Here is a 20131-nt window from a genome sequence, read left to right on the forward strand (position 1 = left end):
GCGTAGAAAAGTTCTTACGGTCACTATAGACCAATTTCGACAGCTTGTAGAAATCGGCTCGATTCGGCTTATTCACCATCAGCCGCCACACTAAAAAATCTAGATTCCCAGCATTGACACAGGCTGCAGTTTCTGAAATAAAAAAACCCAAGTCAGCACAATGCGGCTCTTACTTCTGAGTGACTAAATGCGGTTACTGACAAACCCGCAAATCACCCGATACTTTTACGTCATGTAGAAATATCGGCCGAACGCCTATACAATGAAATATCCAAGCAGATTGTTTTCACTCCTTATAACGTGCGACAACACTGCATCAGCACTAAAGCAAGTGAGGTAAGACCTGGTGGCCAGCCTTGGCGATCTGGAACGCTCCGTCATGGACCTACTGTGGGATTCCGCAGAACCGCTTACCGCTAATGATCTTCGTGATGCCCTGGCTGCATGCGGTACTGATGCGAAAGAACTCGCAGTAACCACGGTATTAACCGTGTTGGCGCGACTGGAGAAGAAGGGACTCGTAGCGCGGGAACGCTCTACTCGTCCGCATCGTTATACCGCGTCCTCTTCCCGTGAGGACCATACTGTGGGACTGCTAAATGATGCTTTGGGCACCGCCCAAGATCGCGAAGCCGTCCTTGCCCGATTTATCGGAGGAATCTCGGCTGAAGAAGCAGTGTCCCTACGTGCTATCTTGGATTCTGTAAAGACTGTCTAAGTAACACGAATTTCGGGGACTGGGTGCTTCTCACCTCATATTTCCTAGCGGCGTTGGCTATCGTCTTGGCGTGGCCGACGCCGTTGGCTTTGTCGAAAGCAAAATGGACGGCACGCGCTCCTGTCGCTGCTGTCCTGCTGTGGCAAGCTATCGCCTTGGGCGGCGGCTTATCCATGATTGGGTCAATGCTGGTTTGGGGACTAACCCCCTTAGGCAATGACCTCATTTCCGCTCTCCATGCCGGTTGGCTTTTGGTCACCGGGGATCCTAGCGTGAACTCCCCCGGGGTGATCCACCTGTTTGCGCTCAGCACTGCGTTCTTGTTTGCGTTCCACCTAGTGTTGACCCTAGTGCGGGCTTCATGGCGCACCACAAGACAACGAGCCAAACACCGCCAGCTGTTACGGCTACTGAGCAACCCTTCACAGACACGACCTAACACACTGGTCCTCGACCATGATTTGCCCGTGGCTTATTGTGTACCTGGGTTTAATGGATCCGTTACGGTGCTATCGCGAGGGCTACTAACCCAGCTTTCCGCCGAAGAGCAGCGTGGTGTCATTGCCCACGAGAGTTCACACCTAGATCAACGTCATGATTTTCTCATCTTGGCGTTCACCGCGTGGCATGAGGCGTTACCGTGGTTGCCGACTTCTCGCTTGTCCCTGGAAGCAGTGCGCCAGTTAATTGAAATGCTCGCTGATGATAAAGCACTAGAGGTCGTTACCCGTCCGGTACTTCTTAGAGCTATCGTCGGGGTAGCCTCCTCTATTACACCAGCGAAGACCAGTCAGGACGACGCTAAGGGATTAGCAGGTGAAATTGTAGGCATGCCGGGTGGAGAGGTCACGTCACGTCGTTTGCAGCGTCTGCTGTCTCCAGTGGCACCGTTGAGTGGGTTCCAAAACTTCGTGGTTCTCTCATGTACTGTCCTGTTGCTGGTGTGCCCGACGATTCTTCTTATCGCCCCGCGTCTGCTCTCCTGGTAATCCGCGTTACGAAGCGTTCGGCGACCTAAACATCGTTAAAATTTATAGCCCTGCCATTGATCGTTTGAGTCGATCAATGGCAGGGCTATAGCTCTCAGCACAAAGTCTGGTTAGACGTCGATACGGTCTCTTTCAAGATTCTCAGCGCCCGCGATAATGAAATTCTTTCGTGGCGCGACGTCTGAACCCATTAGCAGGTCGAAGACTTCCTCTGCCGCCTGGGCATGTTCGATCCCCACACGGCGGAGCATACGATGGCGTGGGTCCATTGTTGTTTCTGCCAACTGATCTGCGTCCATCTCGCCCAATCCCTTGTACCGCTGAATTGGCTCTTTATACTTCTTCCCCTCGGTTTCCAGCTTCGACAGCAGACGCGTCATCTCGGCCTCCGAGTAGGTGTAAACAACCTCGTTGGCCTTAGAGCCGGCGTTGATTACTTCGATCCTGTGCAGTGGAGGCACAGCAGCGTATACCCGTCCATGCTCAATCATGGGACGCATATATCGATAGAACAGCGTCAAGAGTAACGTTCGAATATGCGCGCCGTCCACGTCAGCATCTGTCATCAGGATGATCTTGCCGTATCGCGCTTGTTCAATATCGAAGCTACGACCTGATCCTGCGCCGATGACCTGAATCATTGCCGCACACTCTACGTTAGAGAGCATGTCCGATATGGAGGCTTTCTGCACATTGAGAATCTTGCCTCGGATAGGAAGTAGGGCTTGGAATTCACTAGAACGCGCTACACGTGCGGTACCCAACGCGCTATCGCCCTCAACGATAAATAATTCCGAGCGTCCAACTTCTTTGCTACGACAATCAAGTAGCTTAGTAGGAAGCGAAGAGGACTCGAGCGCAGTTTTACGCCGCTGGGTCTCCTTATGCATTCGGGCTGAAATACGAGACTTCATCTCGTTGACAACCTTTTCAAGCAACGTGGCCGCCTCGGCCTTTTCACCGCGTTTAGTCGATGAAAGACGTTCATTGAGCGCCTTTTCGACAACCTTGGTCACGATCTGGCGTACTTGCGACGTGCCAAGGATTTCCTTGGTCTGCCCCTCAAATTGTGGTTCAGCAAGGCGCACGGTTAATACCGCTGTCAGGCCGGCCATGATGTCGTCTTTTTCGATTTTGTCTTTTTGCCCGAACTTGAGCTTGCGAGCATTGGACTCGATGTTCTTACGGAATGATTTCAGTAATGCCTGTTCAAACCCTGCAATGTGCGTTCCACCCTTGGGAGTGGCAATGATATTTACAAAGCTACGCATCGAGGTGTCATAGCCGATCCCCCAGCGCAACGCTACGTCAACTTCGCAAACTCGCTGGACGTCTTGCATATGGCTGCGGCCATTTTCATCGATTACTGGAACCTTCTCATGGAAGGAGCCACTGCCATGCACGCGCCAGACATCGGTGACTGCAGAATCACTGCTTAGGTATTCAACGAATTCACTGATTCCACCGTCATGTTGAAATACCTCTTCGTAGGGGCCTTCGGCGCCTTCTGTTCCGGGCAGGCCACGATCATCACGCAACGTAATACGTAGGCCAGGAACCAGGAATGAGGTTTGACGCGCACGGTTCTGAAGTTCCTCGTAGGAAAACTTTGCGTCAGGGGTGAAGATGTGGTCATCCGCCCAATAACGAATTCGAGTACCAGTAACCCCCCGCTTTGCTTTACCGATGACTTCCGGAGTGGTTGCTTTTTCGTGGGCGGTAAATGGCGCGTCCGGCTTTGGCTTGCCACGGTCGCTAAACTTTCCTGGTTCACCACGGCGGAACTGCAAAGAATAGGTTTTTCCGCCACGATCCACTTCAACGTCCAAACGCGCTGACAGAGCATTTACCACGGAGGCTCCCACGCCGTGCAGACCGCCAGAAGCGCTGTAGGAACCGCCACCAAATTTGCCACCTGCGTGCAACTTAGTGAATACAACTTCCAAGCCGCTTAGCCCTGTCTTAGGCTCCACGTCCACGGGAATGCCACGACCATCGTCATGTACTTCGACGGATCCATCTGAATGCAGGATGACGTTTATGGCCTGGCCGAAGCCACCGAGCGCTTCATCAACCGAGTTATCAATAATCTCCCAAAGGCAGTGCATAAGACCGCGGGAATCGGTAGAACCGATATACATGCCGGGTCGCTTGCGTACCGCTTCGAGACCCTCGAGAACGGAGAGATGACGGGCGTTGTAATTATCGGTTGAGGCCACGGGGCTGCAATCTCCTACTGACGCGGGAAAATAATGAACTAGTACCATTCTACTCGTTTATGTGTTCGAACTTGGTGCTACTGCATCTCGCCGGTAATTCGCCAAAAATTCAACCAAACTTATCCACACTCGCTACGCGGTGAGCGAAAGGGAGACGTTTTAGGCATAAAGTCAGGGTCATAGCTGGTTGTATAGAGTGAACATCGATTTAAGGAGGCTGGCAATGACTACTACTACCACTAGTCGTGAACTAAACGCCCTGGACCGGTGCGACCGATGCGGCGCACAGGCCTACGTCCGGGCAGTGCTGGCTTCTACCAGCGGAGAATTACTCTTCTGTGCTCACCATGCACGCTCCGTAGAATCCAAGCTACGCCCTATCACTTCAGTCTGGCAGGACGAGTCCGCACGACTGTACGAAAAGTCAAAGGTCGACATAAACGACTAACTGATCGGGTACTCATCCGATGAGCAGAAGGGTGATCCAGCCACGCGCTGGGTCACCCTTTATTGCTTTAATGAATCACTCGTTGGCTCGACTAGTTAAAAGTAATGCGGTCTCCCAGCCTTAGAAAAGGTTGGGAGACCGCATTGCTTCAAAATGTTTAGTCTAGGTAATCGCGCAGAACCTGTGAACGCGATGGGTGACGCAACTTCGACATGGTCTTCGATTCGATCTGACGAATACGTTCACGGGTAACACCGTAAACCTTGCCAATCTCGTCTAAGGTCTTCGGCTGGCCATCGGTCAGTCCGAAGCGCATGGCGACAACGCCGGCTTCACGTTCGGACAGCGTATCCAAAACCGAATGCAGCTGTTCCTGTAGCAAGGTGAAGGACACCGCGTCAGCTGGAACGACCGCTTCAGAGTCTTCGATCAAGTCACCGAACTCAGAGTCTCCATCTTCACCCAGTGGGGTGTGCAAGGAAATTGGTTCACGACCATACTTCTGAACTTCGACAACCTTTTCAGGGGTCATGTCCAGTTCCTTAGCCAATTCTTCTGGAGTCGGTTCGCGACCGAGATCCTGAAGCATTTGGCGCTGGACGCGAGCCAGCTTGTTGATGACTTCAACCATGTGCACAGGGATACGAATCGTACGTGCTTGGTCGGCCATGGCACGGGTGATGGCCTGACGGATCCACCAGGTCGCGTAAGTCGAGAACTTAAAGCCCTTGGTGTAGTCGAACTTCTCCACCGCACGGATCAGACCCAAGTTACCTTCCTGGATCAAGTCCAAGAAAAGCATGCCACGGCCGGTATAACGCTTCGCAAGCGAAACTACCAGTCGAAGGTTTGCTTCTAGAAGGTGATTTTTGGCGATCTTGCCGTCGTGGATGATCTGCTCGTAGTCCCAGCGCAAGCGCTGATCCATCGAACCATCATCCTTGTTGATCTTGTCGGTAGCGAAAAGGCCCGCTTCAATACGCAGAGCCAAATCAACTTCCTGCTCAGCGTTTAGCAGAGCGACTTTACCGATCTGCTTTAGGTAGTCCTTGACCGGGTCGGCGGTTGCGCCGGCCACCATGACCTGCTGCTGAGGAGCATCATCATCGGCTGAAGACAAAGTGAATCCCTTGGATTCCTCTTCCTTTGCCGAGCCGTCCTTGGCGCCAGTTGCGTCAGAAGCACCCGACTCAGAATCGTCTTCGGACTCTTCAGAACCCTGCTCGTTCTCTACCGGTTCTTCGGTAGCTGCAGTCTTCTTGGTGCGAGGCGTAGCCTTCGCACGGGTAGCGCGCTTTTTCGCGACAGGGGTCTTTACCGATTCCTCGGTCTCTGCCTCAGTTGCCATACGATTAGCGTTCGTCTCAGAAGATGACACGAATAACCTTTCTAACGATGCGTTCCGGATGCACCTGCCGGTAACACCACTATGACCCTGTCAAGTCCGAATGCGTTGTAATCAGTGACTCAACGCGACGGTGGGTACATTGTTATCAACGCACCAACCACGTCTAATGTTCCCAAAACTATGTTTTTCGAACTTAGACATCTCGAACCTAACCGGGTCTGTTTTTTCATTATCCACTAATTCGCCCACAGACACCACTTGGGCAAGTTTCCCGCGCGTCTACTACCCCATCCGCGCTCTCCAGGCGCGAAGTTCATCCGTTGCCCATTCGGGCATGGCTCCCCTATTCATCAATTCACGAAGCAACTGGGCCAGACGATAGTCGCCCTGCTCATCCAGAACTCTGTCTAACAACATGATCGCCATCGAGCCGCGCCCGCGCGCCCATTCGATCCACGCCAAGATACATAACAAGGCGTGACGTTCTTCAGCACGAGCGACTCCCAATAAATCTCGAGAAATAGACCAAAGCCGTTCTATGCGTCTCCAGTCTGGGCCTTGCCATCCTCGTCCCAAAAGAAAATCTGCCAAAGGTTTAGCTTGGTCTTTTCCAGAATTGAGGCATAGTTGTTCTGCCATGATGATGGTTTGTTCGGCACCGACGCCAGCAAGATAGGGCAGAACGTCGCGAACGATTCTTTTGTGGAGGCCTACAAGCATGCGAGCTGCTCCCGACTTCGATGAATGAAGGAATGCTCTTGCTCGCATTTCATCCATATCTAGGACGTCAGCCCATTGCTCAAGGCTTTCCAGTACGTCTAGAGCAAGAGACTTCGCAAGTAGTCGAATCTCTTCAGCGTTGCCCCATTCTTCGATCCCGGTTCCGTCCCACGGACGGTCTAATGGTGCCGATCCTGCAAGCACCAGCGAAAGGTTCGTGTTTCCTAAGGCAACGTTTGGACGCGGAAAAGTTATTTTTACATCGTCATCGGCGTAGTCCCAGACCTGATCGCCAGACAGACACCATGCCTGACGCAGATCAATGTCGGTGTATTCGAGGGCTTCGTCAAGTTCACCGATGACTTGCCGGTATGGAACATTACGGGGATTGCGGGAACTATCCGGCGCGTACACAACGGCCACGAGGCTACGCACCTGAGGCAAACGATGTAACAAATTGAGCACTTGCCCCAGCCACGCCTCACGATCTTCCGGATGGCTTTCGCCCGGCAAATCGACACGAAGCGTCGCTTCAAGTCTTTGCCCAACAATGAGCAGGAGCACTAATGAATTTTGCGGATGAAATCCAAGTGCATGGGGTATGTAAGCCAGCACGTCATCGCAATCAGAGAGCGAGAGGGGCTGGCGTTCTGGTGTTGTAGTCATATCCCCACAATGCGCCTGAAGGCGTCGCTGCATCATGACTTCGGCACGTGCTGTGGAGAACTATTTAAGCCGGAATTTTTGTGCCTTGTCGGCGTGCTTTGCCGCGTTCAATCAGCATGAAAGTGACTCCAATAAATGCCATGACAAACTGCACCAAGAGGGCGATTCGGAATGCTGGCAAATTATACAATTCACCGTTTGAACCGTTCGCGACATACTGCCAGTCCATGATCGCACCGACCAAGTAGATCGTGACGAAGCCTCCAAAGAAACCGCCGGTGTTTACCAACCCCACGGCCGTACCCATAAGATGAGGCGGGTTAAAAGTGCGCGCGAAGTCGAAGGCGATGACTGAGGACGGTCCGCCTGCTGCGACAGCAACAAGTAAAAGAATCAGCACCCATAACGGTGCGGCACCCGGCCAGAACAGTACTACGGCCCACATGAGGGTCATCGCTGCAATCACACCAAGAGCAAAGTTGGAACGTTTGTCCGGGTATCTAGCGGTCAGCGCGCCAAGAAATGGCCCATACAAAATGGCAACAACCACAAAAATCGACATCAGGGCAGAGGCGAAGTCGCCATCGAGTCCTTGACCCTGTACGAGGAACGGGTACCCCCAGGAAAGAAGGAAGACGTTGAGCATAAATGAGGTGGTGAAGTGAGTCCAAAAACCCAAACGTGTGCCTGGTTGTTTCCAAGCTGCGCTCAGCCGATCCCGGGTACGCATTGGCGCACTGGTGCTCAGGTGCGCCCATCCAGGACCGTTCCGTATCAATGACACGGCAATGAGCAAGCTTGCTAGGGCTAAACCTGACATCACCGAAAAAGCAGGTGTCCATCCGAATTGAACAAGAAGCAAGTGAAACGGAAAAAGACTGACAAGCTGGCCCATTTGGCCAAAGGTTCCAACAAGCTGGGTCAGTACCGGAATTCTAGAGCCTGAAAACCATAGGGGCAGCAGCTTCAGTACGGAGACAAACACCATGGCGTCGCCCGAGCCAACAAGGATTCTCCCAACGAGTCCCATCGGTACGTTGGTAGAGATAGCTAGGAATGCCTGCCCCATCGCCATCAACACCGACCCGCTGATGATCAAGATTCGAGGGCCCACTTTGTCCAGCAGTAAACCGATGGGCACCTGTGCTCCGGCATAAACGACAAGTTGCACCACCGAAAATGAGGCCAAAATCTGCGCTGTTGCATCAAATCTTTCGGTAGCCTGCAAACCCGCTACACCGAAGCTTGTGCGTTGAGAGACCGCTGCCATATAGGCAAAAATTCCAGCACAGAAAATGATCCATGAGCGCGTCGAATTTAGATGCGTCTGAATCACTGGTCGGGGTCACCCGATGTGGAGTCGTTATCCCGGGGCTCTCGGTTGGCATCTAGCCACTGTGCGTTGTCTTCGATGGTGGCAAGGAAATTTTCAACACTTGCACCAAGCTCATCGGCGTCCGGGATTCTTTCGTCTTCGTCCAACAACAGCGAACGCCGATCGTGTTCCTGAGCGTGCGCGTCAAATCGCTTCTCGAAACCGAGAACCATTTGTTTAACGTCGTTGCTGCCTTCGAGTTGTTCCGCCAATTGAGACTCGATCAGTCGGCCAGCTTCACGCAGTTTTTCGGTCGGAAGCGCCAATTTTAAAGCCGCTCCGACGTGCTCTAATGCCGCTACAGCTGCGGCAGGATATTCAGCTTCGGCCAGATAGTGCGGTGTGTGGAGCGAATAGCCGACCACGTCACGACCGGCATCGTTGAGCCGAATTTCCAATAAGGAGGTGAGGCCAGAGGGAGTTTCAGCCGTCGGGCTCCACGTAGATATATTTTCGATGAGGTCTTTGCGATTTCCGTGAGCGGTCACCCCGACCGGACGGGTATGCGGCACAGGCATCGGTAAGGATGCGGTACCAATCACCAGATTCACGTTGAAAGCTTGAATAAAGTTTAGTAGTTCTGCGATGGTTCGCTCCCAGCGCAGATCCGGTTCGACGCCGGCAAAAAACCAGAACTTACGGTCCAGCTCATCGGTCATCAGATAAATTTCCAAACGCGGCTCTTGATAGCCTGCGAAGTGGTCACCGATGAACGTCACTCGTGGACGTTGAGTACTGTAAACCACCAGTTCGTCGGCGTCGAAGCGCGCGTATAGCTCGGATTTGAGGTGCGCAAAAAGCTCGTTGCAGACTAAATCGTGGGCGTGCCCAGCGTCGGAGGCGCCTCGCAAAGAAACGTACATGCCCAAACCCTGCAAGCTGGGATCGTCCAGGTTGGTGCTGACCAGAGTCATCAACGGTTCCTTGGACATTCACACCTCAATTGTTTCCGGTTACTGCCTCTACGGCCACAAAATCTTGCAGCTCAAGGAACCATCCTAGCTGTTTGCCCTTTCGCTCGCTGTGAAGTGAGGCACGCCGAAGTGCAACCTTCGGCTAACATCGTGTGTAGGAAATACTCAGCTCACCGGCTCCATCTACCGGTTATCCTCATGGGCTGAACCATCCTTAGACCCTACAAAGGCATAGAAGGAATGATTTTGTGATCAACTCCAGTGATCTCACGTTGACCGCCATTGGTGCAGACATCAAACGGAAAAACGCCGACACGCTCATCTTGGGTGTCCTAAAAAAGGACGACAAGGTATCCATTGCCGCTTCTCCACTTGCTGCCGAGACCACCGCAGCTTTGGAGCAGTCGCTGCTCACACTCAACGTCGCAGGCTCAGCCGACGAGGTAACTCTGCTTCCCGCTGTTGACGGCACCAAGGTCAAGACGATCCTCTTCATCGGGCTGGGTGTGAAGGACCTAGGTGAACTGACCGATGAGAAACTACGCCGCGCAGCCGGTTCGGCAGCGCGACAGCTTTCCAACGCGAAGACCGCAATCTTTGCTTTGCCAGCCGACAGCATTGAACAGGTCGCCGCAGTGGCCGAGGGCGTGGCCTTGGGCTCATACCGTTACGAGAATTTCCGTTCGAAGAAGAACGACAAGCCAGTGCTCACCGAGGCATTCATCGCTACAGCGGTGGCTACCTCCAAGGACCTGCCGAGCTTGCTCAAGCGTGCCGCGGTCATCGGCCGCGCCGTGCGTGGGACCCGAGACCTGATCAACGCTCCGGCCAACATCCTGTACCCAGAGTCGTTTGCCAGCGCGGTGAAGGATCATTCCAAATCTTTGCCGTTGAAGGTCACCGTCTTTGATGAGAAGCGACTAACCAAGGAAGGCTTCGGCGGTCTAATGGGCGTCGGTGGCGGTTCGGTCCGTCAGCCTCGCATGGTCAAGGTTGAGTACTCGCCGTCCAAGGCGGCCAAACATTTGGCTCTGATTGGTAAGGGCATCACTTTTGACACCGGTGGCATCTCGATCAAACCAGCCGCCGGAATGCACGCGATGAAATCCGATATGTCCGGCGCCGCCGCCGTATACAACACCATCGCGGCCGTGGCAGAACTTGGCTTGGATCTGAAGGTCACCGCGTGGCTTTGCTTGGCCGAAAACATGCCAGGTGGAGCGTCCACCCGTCCCGGCGACGTGCTGACCATGTTTGGTGGCAAGACCGTAGAGGTACTCAATACGGATGCCGAAGGTCGTTTAGTGATGGCCGATGGCCTTGCTGCTGCAAGTCTCGAGAAACCAGACGTACTCATTGACATTGCAACGTTGACCGGAGCACAGATGCTTGCCCTAGGCTTGCGCACCGCAGGCATTATGGGCAATGAGCAAGTTCGTGACGATTTGGTAGCCGCTTCGGACGCCGTCGGCGAGCTCGCTTGGGCCATGCCACTGCCAGAGGAACTTCGTCCGACCATCGACTCTCAGGTTGCCGACTTGGCAAATATTGGCGAGCGTATGGGTGGCATGATGACCGCCGCGGTGTTCTTGGAAGAATTTGTGGGTGAAACCAATGGACAGAAGATCCCTTGGGCGCACATTGACTTCGCAGGTCCCGCCTTCAACGAAGGCTCCGCGTGGGGTTACACCCCGAAAAACGGCACCGGATCGCAGGTGCGCACTCTCGTGGCATTTGCCGAGAAGATGTCTGGCACCCGCTAAAAATGCCTTTTAGAACACATTCTGGTGCGGGCGATGTCATAGCCCGCACCGGAATGTGTGCCAAAATACGAGATATGGCCGACTTTTAGCCAACTCAAGATGACTCTGGTGCATTGACGGTACTAAAGTAAGTTTTGAAACATCACCGGTGAATTTTTACTCGCGCCCTCGGACGTGGGCGAATATGTTCACCACCCGATCCCCTGGTCGGCCATGGCCGACCTCACTTAGCTATTACGAGGGAGCGTTCACGTGGCCGATTCGGCAGCAACGCAAGAATTTGATGTCCTCATCCTCGGCGGCGGTTCCGCTGGATACTCGGTCGCATTGCGCGCCATCCAGTTGGGCTTCACCGTCGGACTGATTGAGAAGGAAAAGGTCGGTGGCACTTGCTTGCACACCGGCTGTATCCCGACTAAGGCGTACCTGCATGCAGCAGAACTCGCCGAGAATGCTCGCGAAGGTGCCAAATACGGCATCAACTCGTCGCTTGAGTCAATTGACCTCGGTGGCGTACGCAAGTACAAGGACGGCATCGTCGCCGGCAAGCACAAGGGTCTTCAGGGTCTATTGAAGATGAAGAAGGTCAACGTTATCGAAGGTAACGGACGCCTAGTCTCCAAGGACACCATTGACGTAGATGGTGTCGCGTACAAGGGGAAGAACATCGTTCTTGCTACCGGTTCGACTTCCAAGACCTTCGGTCTGGAAATCGGTGGCCGCGTACTGACCAGCACCGAAGCGCTGAACATGGTTGACATGCCAAAGAGCGCAATCGTGCTCGGTGGCGGCGTCATCGGTGTCGAGTTCGCTTCGGTATGGAAGTCCTTCGGCGTCGACGTCACCATCGTTGAAGGTCTGCCTTCACTGGTACCAAACGAAGACCCAGCCATTATCAAGACCCTTGAGCGTTCGTTCAAGAAGCGTGGCATCAAGTTCAACACCGGTGTCTTCTTCGAGAAGGTAGAGCAGGACGATAACGGTGTGAAGGTCTCGCTGGCTGACGGCAAGGTTCTGGAAGCAGAAATCGTTCTTGTTGCAGTGGGTCGCGGCCCGGTCACCGAGAACATGGGCTTCGAAGAGCAGGGCATCACCCTGGATCGCGGCTTCATCATTCCAAACGAACGTCTGCACACTGGCGTTGGCAACATCTACGCAATTGGCGACGTCGTCCCAGGCGTACAGTTGGCCCACCGCGGTTACCAGCACGGCATCTTCGTAGCCGAGGAAATCGCCGGACAGAACCCAACCATCGTTGAAGACATCAACATCCCGAAGGTAACTTTCTGCGAGCCAGAAATCGCTTCGGTTGGTTACTCCGAGCCTAAGGCTAAGGAGAAGTTCGGCGAGGACCAGATCGAAACCACCGAGTACAACTTGGCTGGCAACGGCAAGTCCTCGATCCTGGGCACCTCCGGCCTGATCAAGATGGTTCGCGTCAAGAACGGTCCAATCGTGGGCGTTCACGGCATTGGCGGTCGCATTGGCGAGCAGATCGGTGAAGCACAGCTGATCGTGAACTGGGAAGCATACCCAGAGGATGTTGCACAGCTCATCCACGCACACCCAACGCAGAACGAAGCGCTAGGCGAGGCCGCAATGGCTCTGGCTGGCAAGCCACTACACGGCTAATTTCGCTGATAGTTCACCGGGTAGCACGTTCACACGCGCTACCCGGTGTACTAAGCTCGGAGGCAACGCCTCCATTCATCGGTTTGTGGGTGTGCACAAGTAACTAGTTGCCCACCCAAACCACACTTCAAGCTTTATTTAAGAGGAGATACGGGAAGATGTCTGAGACCGTAAACCTACCCGCACTGGGTGAAAGCGTTACCGAAGGTACGGTAACCCGCTGGCTGAAGCAGGTCGGCGACCGCGTAGAGGTTGACGAGCCATTGGTGGAAGTTTCCACCGACAAGGTCGACACCGAGGTTCCATCACCTGTTGCTGGCGTTATCGAAGAAATTTTTGTCGCCGAAGATGAGGAAGCCGAAGTTGGCGCACCTCTAGTTCGTATTGGCGATGGCTCTGGCTCCGGCGAAGCAGCTCCTGAGGCTCCTGCCGCAGAAGAGGCACCCGCTGCTGAGGAAGCTCCTGCAGAAGCAGAAGCACCAGCCGCCAAGGAAGAGGAAGCTCCGGCTGCTAAGGAAGAGGCTCCAGCAGCTTCCGGCACCGGCACCGGCACCGGCACCGAAGTCACCCTCCCAGCTTTGGGCGAATCGGTTACCGAAGGTACCGTCACCCGCTGGTTGAAGGAAGTTGGCGAAGAAGTAGCCGTCGACGAGCCACTACTTGAGGTTTCCACCGACAAGGTTGACACCGAGGTTCCATCGCCAGTTGCTGGCACCTTGCTGGAAATCCGCGTAGCCGAAGATGACACCGCCGAAATTGGTGCCGTCCTTGCAATCATCGGTGCCGCCGGCGCTGCTCCGGCAGCCAAGGAAGAGGCTCCGGCCGCTCCAGCACCAGCTGCCAAGGAAGAGGCTCCGGCCGCTCCAGCACCAGCTGCCAAGGAAGAAGCACCAGCAAAGGCAGAGGCTCCAGCCGCTCCTGCTGCACCAGCTCCAGCCGCTAAGGCCGAAGCTCCTGCAGCGCCAGCAGCTGAGAACAACTCCGACGCTGGCTATGTAACTCCATTGGTACGTCGCTTGGCTAACCAGCACAGCATCGACATCGCCTCGGTCAAGGGCACCGGCGTTGGTGGACGCATCCGTAAGCAGGACGTTCTCGACGCAGTGGCCGCCAAGGAAGCTGCAGCACCAGCTGCTTCAGCTCCAGCTCCAGCAGCAGCCAAGCCAGCAGCCGCACCGGCTGTCGAAGCTTCATCGTTGCGCGGTACCTCCGCGAAGGCCCCACGCATCCGTCAGGTTATCGCCCGTCGTATGCGCGAGTCCCTTGAGGTCTCCACTCAGCTGACTCAGGTTCACGAGATTGATATGACCCGCGTGGTCAAGCTGCGTGCTTCTGCCAAGACCAATTTCAAGGCAGTCAACGGCGTCAACCTCACCTACCTGCCATTCATTGCTAAGGCAGTTGCCGAAGCATTGAAGGCACACCCGAAGCTGAATGCCGAGTACGACGAAGAGACTCAGCAGATCACTTACCACAATGCCGAGCACCTGGCATTTGCTGTCGACACCGACAAGGGCCTGCTGGTTCCTGTCGTTTCGAACGCGGGCGATCTGAACCTCGCCGGTATGGCTTCGCGCATTGCCGACGTTGCAGAGCGCACCCGTACCAACAAGATTGGTCCGGATGAGCTTTCCGGTGGCACTTTCTCGATCACCAACATTGGTTCGGTTGGCGCACTATTTGACACCCCGATCATCAACCAGCCACAGGTCGCAATCCTGGGTACCGGTGCGATCGTGAAGCGTCCAATGGTTATCACGGACGCAGACGGCAACGATTCGATTGCCATCCGCCACATGATGTACCTGTGCCTGACTTACGATCACCGTCTAGTTGACGGCGCCGATGCAGGTCGTTTCCTGCAGACTCTCAAGGCTCGCCTTGAGGGTGGCGCTTTCGAAGGCGACTTGGGTCTGTAAAGCTCCCAAATCGGCTTAGAATAGCTAGCTCTACGATCGCCCCTTCCGATACTTCGGGAGGGGCGATCGTCGTTTCTACAATTCGTCGAAAATCAATTAGGCTAGAGTCATGACCTTCTTAACTCTCTTTCTAGTTTTTCTGCATATTCTCGGCGCAGCAGCGATCTTTGGCGGCTGGCTGGCTAACTTCAAGACTCCAACCGTCAACGTTTGGCAGTGGTATGGCGCGATTGCCCAGCTCGTCACCGGCCTAGCTTTGGTGGGTATGGCAGAGGCTAACGATGGGGATGTGAACCACGTCAAGATCGGCGTAAAGGTCGTTATCGCGATCATCATCGCCGTTGCTGCATTCTTGGGTCGCAAGAAGATCAAGGCCGGCGAGGAAGTTCCTACCGGACTTGCTCACGCCACAGGCGGCATGGCTCTGATCAATATCGCGATCGCCGTGCTCTGGGTCTAACCCCAACGCAAGCCCCTGGTCTTAGTCAAAGGCGAGGTATTCCGACGTTTCACGGATGCCTCGCCTTTGTCATGCCCCACGGCCAAGTAATTTACCAATTTTCCATTGCCCTTCAACGAGTTTGAGTTCCACCTGGATACGTTCATGTGCTCCGCTCGCCGCACGATGAACCACTTGGTCCTTTGCATTGATATAGTCATAGGCTTCTTGCGTCGAGGTTGCGCTAAGTATCACGGTGTCAGGATGTGCACGAGCCATGATTGAAATGTCTTCCAGCGTCGTATTCAACCCACTGAGCCCTAGCTCCAACTCTGCCAAGCTGTCGAGCATTTGCTTGTCGCGTTCCAACTGCTCCGAGGCAGGCGGATAGATCCTCGCTAAAGCCTTGATGTTTTTAGCTTCCAAAGCTGCGTCTCGTTCGCCGGACAGTTTCAGGAAGTTGGCAATGACGACATCCGCTGAAAACGCACAGGCCGGGACCACCGCAGCGTCTTGTATCCGGCAGTCTTCAACCGGTACAGCCGGTTCCGTGTTCTCTGCTTTGGTGCTATTCCGCTGATCCCCCATGAGATTCACACCCAGGATACTGACGACGATAAGCGAGATTCCGCCGACGACAGTCAAATACACCTTGCTGCGTCCTGGGGTTTGATGTAGCTCGTGCTCTTGCCAGTGGGACTGCGCAGCTGAGGATGGTTTTTTGGGACCTTTCACCTTCCGTAGCTTGACCCGCGCATGTTTCGATTTCACTTCGGGGTGAACGGTTGCCATCAAATGAGTCGAGTCCGTCGGCGTGCAATGTTGCCAATCAATTGGTTCGGCCTGTGCAGCTGCAAACAATGTTCTAGCAAACTGTTCGGCTGTTGGGCGCTGACGAGGATCTAGATGTAAAGAATCCAGCATCAATTCGTGTATGAGTGTCGGTATTTGGGGGAAGATCACCGTAATGGGAGGACGTTGCCCTGGCTCTGGCGGCGCGGTACCTTCGAGTAGAAACCAGAGGCAAGCTCCGAGTGAGTAAACATCCTGCTCACCTACGCGAGATTCGATTTGGCATGCGGCTACTTCTGGTGCCATAAATCCAGGTGTGCCCGAACCTACGCTCTGGTCGCTAGCAATTCGAGCCTCTTGGAAGTCCCCCAGCTTTGGCATACCCTCGGCCGTGAGCAGCACATTGCTCGCTGATACATCCCCATGCACCTGTCCACTGGCATGTAGTGCGGAGAGGGTTTGGGCAATCGGGGCCAAGGCAGTGACGCACTCCCCCAACGAAAATGGGGCGCGCTCTTCAAGAAGCTGAGCCAGGCTACCGCCCGGGCAATACTCCATGAGAATACCGGCGCCTAATTGTGTCGTGAGAGTACCGTAAAAATCGACGACATATTTCCTTGCTGATTCAACCTGTTTCTGCCGCAAGGAACAAATACGTTCTGCCTCAGAGGAAATCTTCAACACCATGTAACTCTGATCTGAGTCACGACGCATTAACCAAACTTTGCATGGTGACTTGGCATTTAGCGGTCGCACCGTCACGTACCCCGGACAGGTCGGCCACGCCAGTAAATTGTTTGAATCACTCATGATTCAGTTCTAACGCAAAATCGAAAAAGGCGTTGAAGTTATCCACAGCGAAGCCCTCGCCAGCCAATTAGCAGGCAGTGTTCCAAAAGGCGTAGGGTTGCCAATATGGCGATCGAATTCGAACGAGTCGGACTCGGCACGGAACTAATTCCATATATGCAAGCATGGGATTATCAGCAAAATTTGCACGATGCTGTAGCAGCCGATGAACAGACCCCAAGAGTCCTATTTCTTGAGCATGAGGCGGTGTATACCGCCGGCAAGAGGACCGAACCTGAAGATTTACCACTTGATGGCACCCCCGTTGTCGACGTTGATCGTGGAGGAAAGCTAACCTGGCATGGCCCGGGCCAGCTCATCGGATATCCGATCGTAAAACTCAAGAAGATCAGCGCGATTCGTCTATACGTTGAGACTTTAGAAGAGGCGTTAATTAACGTTATCGATGAAATGGGAATCCCGACCGTACAGGTTAAAGGTCGCTCAGGCGTTTGGGTACCAGGAGTTAACGGCGAGCAAGACCGAAAGATCGCCGCTATTGGTATCCGCATCAACCGTGGAGTCACGATGCACGGGTTTGCGCTCAACTGTTCGAATAATCTCACTGCATATGACCAGATCATCCCCTGCGGCATCACCGATGCTGGCGTCACCACAATTTCCCAAGAACTAGGCCAGACGGTTTCCCCCAACGACGTCGTTGATCGGGTACAAGAGGAACTTGAGCGTCTGCTCACTCCACAAGTCGTCTAAGCACAAGATTTCAAACGTAGAAGGACCCTTTAATGAGCATTGAACCTGAAGGCCGTCGACTGCTGCGCGTCGAAAAACGCAACGCCCAGACTCCTGTAGAGCGCAAGCCAGAGTGGATTCGCGCAGAACTGAAAATCGGCCCCGAATACGTCGGGCTAAAAAATCTCGTGCAGTCCGAAGGCCTACACACGGTGTGCGAAGAGGCCGGTTGCCCAAATATTTTCGAATGCTGGGAAGATCGCGAAGCGTCCTTCCTTATCGGTGGCTCAGAATGCACCCGTCGCTGTGACTTCTGTCAGATTGACACTGGCAAGCCTGCCGCACTTGATCGTTCAGAGCCATTCAAGGTGGCCATGAGCGTCAAGAAAATGGACCTTCGTTACGCTTCGATCACCGGCGTAGCTCGCGATGATCTCGAAGACGAGGGTGTCTGGCTCTACGCCGAGACCGTACGCCAGGTACACAAGATGAACCCCACCACCGGTGTGGAACTGTTGATCCCAGATTTCTCGGGTAAACCAGATAATTTGGATGCCATTTGCGATTCCGAACCTGAGGTCTACGCCCACAACGTCGAGACCGTTCCACGTATTTTCAAGCGTATTCGTCCGGCCTTCCGCTACGAACGTTCCATGGATGTCATCACCCATGGCCGGAAGCGAGGCTTGATTACGAAGTCGAACCTGATTTTGGGTATGGGCGAAACTCGTGAAGAAATCTCCGAAGCCATGCGTGACCTGCACGAAGCCGGTTGCGATCTCCTGACCATTACCCAGTACCTGCGCCCTACCGAGCGCCACCTGCCAGTGGACCGCTGGGTGAAGCCACAAGAATTCCTCGAACTGCAACAAGAAGCCGAAGAACTCGGATTCTCCGGTGTAATGTCCGGTCCATTAGTACGTTCTTCGTATCGTGCTGGCCGACTCTGGGCCGGTGCAATGCGCAAGAAGGGTCGCGAGATCCCTGAAGCATTGTCCAACATTGAATCTTCGGGTACTACCCGACAGGAAGCCGCTTCGCTACTTAGTCGCTAAGCAACACGAGAGTTTTATTTCGTCGGACCCAACAGCCGCAAAAATCGGCTGTTGGGTCCGACGCTTTGTCGCGTACAGTGCCAAAACCAAGTAAATTCTCTTGTAAAGAGCCCTGCAGAAAAATAAGCCAGTTAGATCGCGTAGAATTGAAGCACTATGGCCAAAAACTCCGATAACGATGCGGCCGCGCAGCAGAAGCGTGGTTTGTTTTCGCGTAAACCCAAAGCTGAAAAACAAAATAAAGAGCCCGGTCGCCTAAAGCAAATGGGCCAGGTCTTCCAGATGACCCGCCGTAATGACCCGATGGTCGTTTGGTGGATGCTTCTGGCATTCCTTGGTGTCATTGTTGTAGGTCTGATCATCGGCATTCTGATCCAGAACTGGATCACCTTGCTGATTATCGCGATCCCGCTCGGCTTACTTGCCGCCCTGTTCATCTTGTCCCGACGGGCCGAGAAAGCTGCGTTCGCACAGCTTATAGGCCGTCCAGGCGCCGCCGGAGCAGCAATGAGCGTGCTACGTCGAGGCTGGATTTTGAAGGATGAGCCAGTAGCGTTTAACCGTCACCAGGACTTAGTGTTCTTGGCAGTCGGACGCCCAGGCGTCGTACTTGTTACCGAAGGTCCAACCAACCGCGTTCGCGATTTGGTGACTTCCGAGCGTAAGCGTATTTCTCGCGTGCTGCCAAACGTTCCGATTCATGTGATCAACGCTGGCCAAAGCGAAGACCAGACTGATCTGGTTGACGTGAGCAAGAAGATGAAGAAGCTTCCTAAATCGATTACCAAACTGGAAATCAGCGCAGTTGATAAGCGACTGACTACCTTGACCGCAAACCGCTTGCCGATCCCTAAGGGCATCGACCCGAATCGTGCACGACCTAACCGTCGCGCTCGCTAATCTCGGTCAAAAGAAAAACCGCACTAGAATTTCTAGTGCGGTTTTTCTGTGTCTGAACTACATCAAATTCTCTAGCGGATATTCACTAGAACGCTCTTGGCGGCTCGATCGTGGAATCCTCGCTGGTCTGTGTCTGAGAAGAACACAGGAATTACTAAACACAGCAGAACCGATCGAATCACTCCGGCCAGCGGCTTCACCGCGGTTCCGTCCATCGACTGAACTTGAAGCCCAAAGGTACGATGCCCAATACTGTGACCGGTGAAACCTACGGCAATCATCTGCCCGGCAAGGAATAGCAACAAGGTCGCCAGATCTCTAAAATCAAATAGCCACCAGCTGAGCAACATGCACAGTCCCCAGTCTAGGCAGAGTGCACCGACTCTTCGGGGAAAGCGTCCAATCGATCCGGCGCCCTTTTCGGGACGGCCTAATCGTTGCCCCGGCCATTCTTGGGAGTTTAATTGCGGGGGGCCTTCAAGCCACGAGCTAAAGTCTTTACGTTCCACATACCTAGTGTATCGGGGGCAACTGTGTGAATCTCATCAGTTTGTTACGAGTCACATTGCACCCACTGACGGGGCACGACGCGCCCAAACTATTCCTATGTAACGTGGCCGAAACAATCGAGACACCATTGTGAAACGGATTCTAGGTAAGATTACTAGGTAAGCAAGAGAACCGGTCACATT

General features: G+C 54.0%; 17 protein-coding genes. 10 read left to right on the forward strand and 7 right to left on the reverse strand.

From position 1 onward, the window contains the following. Nucleotides 1–346: 346 nt before the first annotated feature. Both ACX5K5_RS10140 and ACX5K5_RS10145 read left to right on the forward strand, forming a co-directional pair. Entirely contained in the window at nucleotides 347–718 is a 372-nt protein-coding gene (locus ACX5K5_RS10140; protein WP_096254267.1) for a BlaI/MecI/CopY family transcriptional regulator, read from the forward strand. 23 nt (nucleotides 719–741) lie between these two features. Then, on the forward strand, nucleotides 742–1707 hold the full coding sequence (locus ACX5K5_RS10145) for a M56 family metallopeptidase (RefSeq protein ID WP_096254266.1): 966 nt from the start codon (nucleotides 742–744) through the stop codon (nucleotides 1705–1707). A 110-nt stretch (nucleotides 1708–1817) separates the two neighbouring features. On the opposite strand, the gene ACX5K5_RS10150 is transcribed toward ACX5K5_RS10145, so the two are convergent. Then, nucleotides 1818–3926 (reverse strand): DNA gyrase/topoisomerase IV subunit B, encoded by a 2109-nt coding sequence (locus ACX5K5_RS10150; protein WP_096254265.1) that lies wholly within the window; start codon nucleotides 3924–3926, stop codon nucleotides 1818–1820. A gap of 223 nt (nucleotides 3927–4149) precedes the next feature. Here ACX5K5_RS10150 and ACX5K5_RS10155 point away from each other — a divergent pair, with 223 nt between their 5' ends. Next, nucleotides 4150–4374, forward strand: a complete 225-nt coding sequence (locus tag ACX5K5_RS10155) for a DUF7455 domain-containing protein (protein WP_096254264.1) — start codon at nucleotides 4150–4152, stop codon at nucleotides 4372–4374. 157 nt (nucleotides 4375–4531) lie between these two features. On the opposite strand, the gene ACX5K5_RS10160 is transcribed toward ACX5K5_RS10155, so the two are convergent. From ACX5K5_RS10160 to ACX5K5_RS10175, 4 genes are all read right to left on the reverse strand, one after another. Continuing rightward, a complete protein-coding gene (locus ACX5K5_RS10160; RefSeq protein WP_382344706.1) occupies nucleotides 4532–5782 on the reverse strand; it encodes an RNA polymerase sigma factor in 1251 nt (416 codons plus the stop codon). 222 nt (nucleotides 5783–6004) lie between these two features. Continuing rightward, the gene (locus ACX5K5_RS10165) at nucleotides 6005–7144 is read right to left on the reverse strand and encodes a DUF4192 domain-containing protein (protein ID WP_188685748.1); all 1140 of its coding nucleotides are present in this window, start codon (nucleotides 7142–7144) and stop codon (nucleotides 6005–6007) included. A 28-nt stretch (nucleotides 7145–7172) separates the two neighbouring features. Beyond that, the gene (locus ACX5K5_RS10170) at nucleotides 7173–8378 is read right to left on the reverse strand and encodes an MFS transporter (RefSeq protein ID WP_240520562.1); all 1206 of its coding nucleotides are present in this window, start codon (nucleotides 8376–8378) and stop codon (nucleotides 7173–7175) included. Nucleotides 8379–8440: 62 nt separating this feature from the next. After that, nucleotides 8441–9415, reverse strand: a complete 975-nt coding sequence (locus tag ACX5K5_RS10175) for a proteasome assembly chaperone family protein (protein ID WP_096257100.1) — start codon at nucleotides 9413–9415, stop codon at nucleotides 8441–8443. A 230-nt stretch (nucleotides 9416–9645) separates the two neighbouring features. Here ACX5K5_RS10175 and ACX5K5_RS10180 point away from each other — a divergent pair, with 230 nt between their 5' ends. The 4 genes from ACX5K5_RS10180 to ACX5K5_RS10195 all read left to right on the forward strand — a co-directional run bounded on the left by ACX5K5_RS10180 (nucleotide 9646) and on the right by ACX5K5_RS10195 (nucleotide 15171). After that, the gene (locus ACX5K5_RS10180) at nucleotides 9646–11160 is read left to right on the forward strand and encodes a leucyl aminopeptidase (protein ID WP_096257101.1); all 1515 of its coding nucleotides are present in this window, start codon (nucleotides 9646–9648) and stop codon (nucleotides 11158–11160) included. Between the two features lie 252 nt (nucleotides 11161–11412). Next, a complete protein-coding gene (gene lpdA / locus ACX5K5_RS10185) occupies nucleotides 11413–12792 on the forward strand; it encodes a dihydrolipoyl dehydrogenase (RefSeq protein WP_096257102.1) in 1380 nt (459 codons plus the stop codon). A 158-nt stretch (nucleotides 12793–12950) separates the two neighbouring features. Beyond that, entirely contained in the window at nucleotides 12951–14711 is a 1761-nt protein-coding gene (gene sucB / locus ACX5K5_RS10190; protein ID WP_459174356.1) for a 2-oxoglutarate dehydrogenase, E2 component, dihydrolipoamide succinyltransferase, read from the forward strand. A 109-nt stretch (nucleotides 14712–14820) separates the two neighbouring features. Further along, nucleotides 14821–15171, forward strand: coding sequence for a hypothetical protein (locus ACX5K5_RS10195; protein WP_096257104.1), 351 nt, complete (start codon nucleotides 14821–14823; stop codon nucleotides 15169–15171). A 69-nt stretch (nucleotides 15172–15240) separates the two neighbouring features. Here the strand turns inward: ACX5K5_RS10195 and ACX5K5_RS10200 are convergent, their stop codons facing one another. Next, entirely contained in the window at nucleotides 15241–16656 is a 1416-nt protein-coding gene (locus ACX5K5_RS10200; protein ID WP_194446448.1) for a protein kinase domain-containing protein, read from the reverse strand. A gap of 201 nt (nucleotides 16657–16857) precedes the next feature. Between ACX5K5_RS10200 and lipB the strand changes: the two genes are divergently transcribed. The 3 genes from lipB (at nucleotide 16858) to ACX5K5_RS10215 (ending at nucleotide 19439) form a co-directional block, all read left to right on the forward strand. After that, nucleotides 16858–17505 carry a lipoyl(octanoyl) transferase LipB gene (gene lipB / locus ACX5K5_RS10205; protein ID WP_096257106.1) on the forward strand — a complete coding sequence of 216 codons (648 nt, stop codon included), beginning with the start codon at nucleotides 16858–16860 and terminating at the stop codon, nucleotides 17503–17505. A 32-nt stretch (nucleotides 17506–17537) separates the two neighbouring features. Further along, nucleotides 17538–18539 carry a lipoyl synthase gene (lipA, locus tag ACX5K5_RS10210; RefSeq protein ID WP_096257107.1) on the forward strand — a complete coding sequence of 334 codons (1002 nt, stop codon included), beginning with the start codon at nucleotides 17538–17540 and terminating at the stop codon, nucleotides 18537–18539. A 156-nt stretch (nucleotides 18540–18695) separates the two neighbouring features. Beyond that, nucleotides 18696–19439: a DUF4191 domain-containing protein gene (locus ACX5K5_RS10215; protein ID WP_096257108.1), complete on the forward strand. Its 744-nt coding sequence runs from the start codon at nucleotides 18696–18698 to the stop codon at nucleotides 19437–19439. Nucleotides 19440–19510: 71 nt separating this feature from the next. Here ACX5K5_RS10215 and ACX5K5_RS10220 read toward each other — a convergent pair whose 3' ends face one another. Beyond that, nucleotides 19511–19948, reverse strand: a complete 438-nt coding sequence (locus ACX5K5_RS10220) for an RDD family protein (protein WP_096257109.1) — start codon at nucleotides 19946–19948, stop codon at nucleotides 19511–19513. Between the last annotated feature and the right edge of the window lie 183 nt (nucleotides 19949–20131).

It is taken from the genome of Glutamicibacter bergerei, from assembly GCF_054495185.1.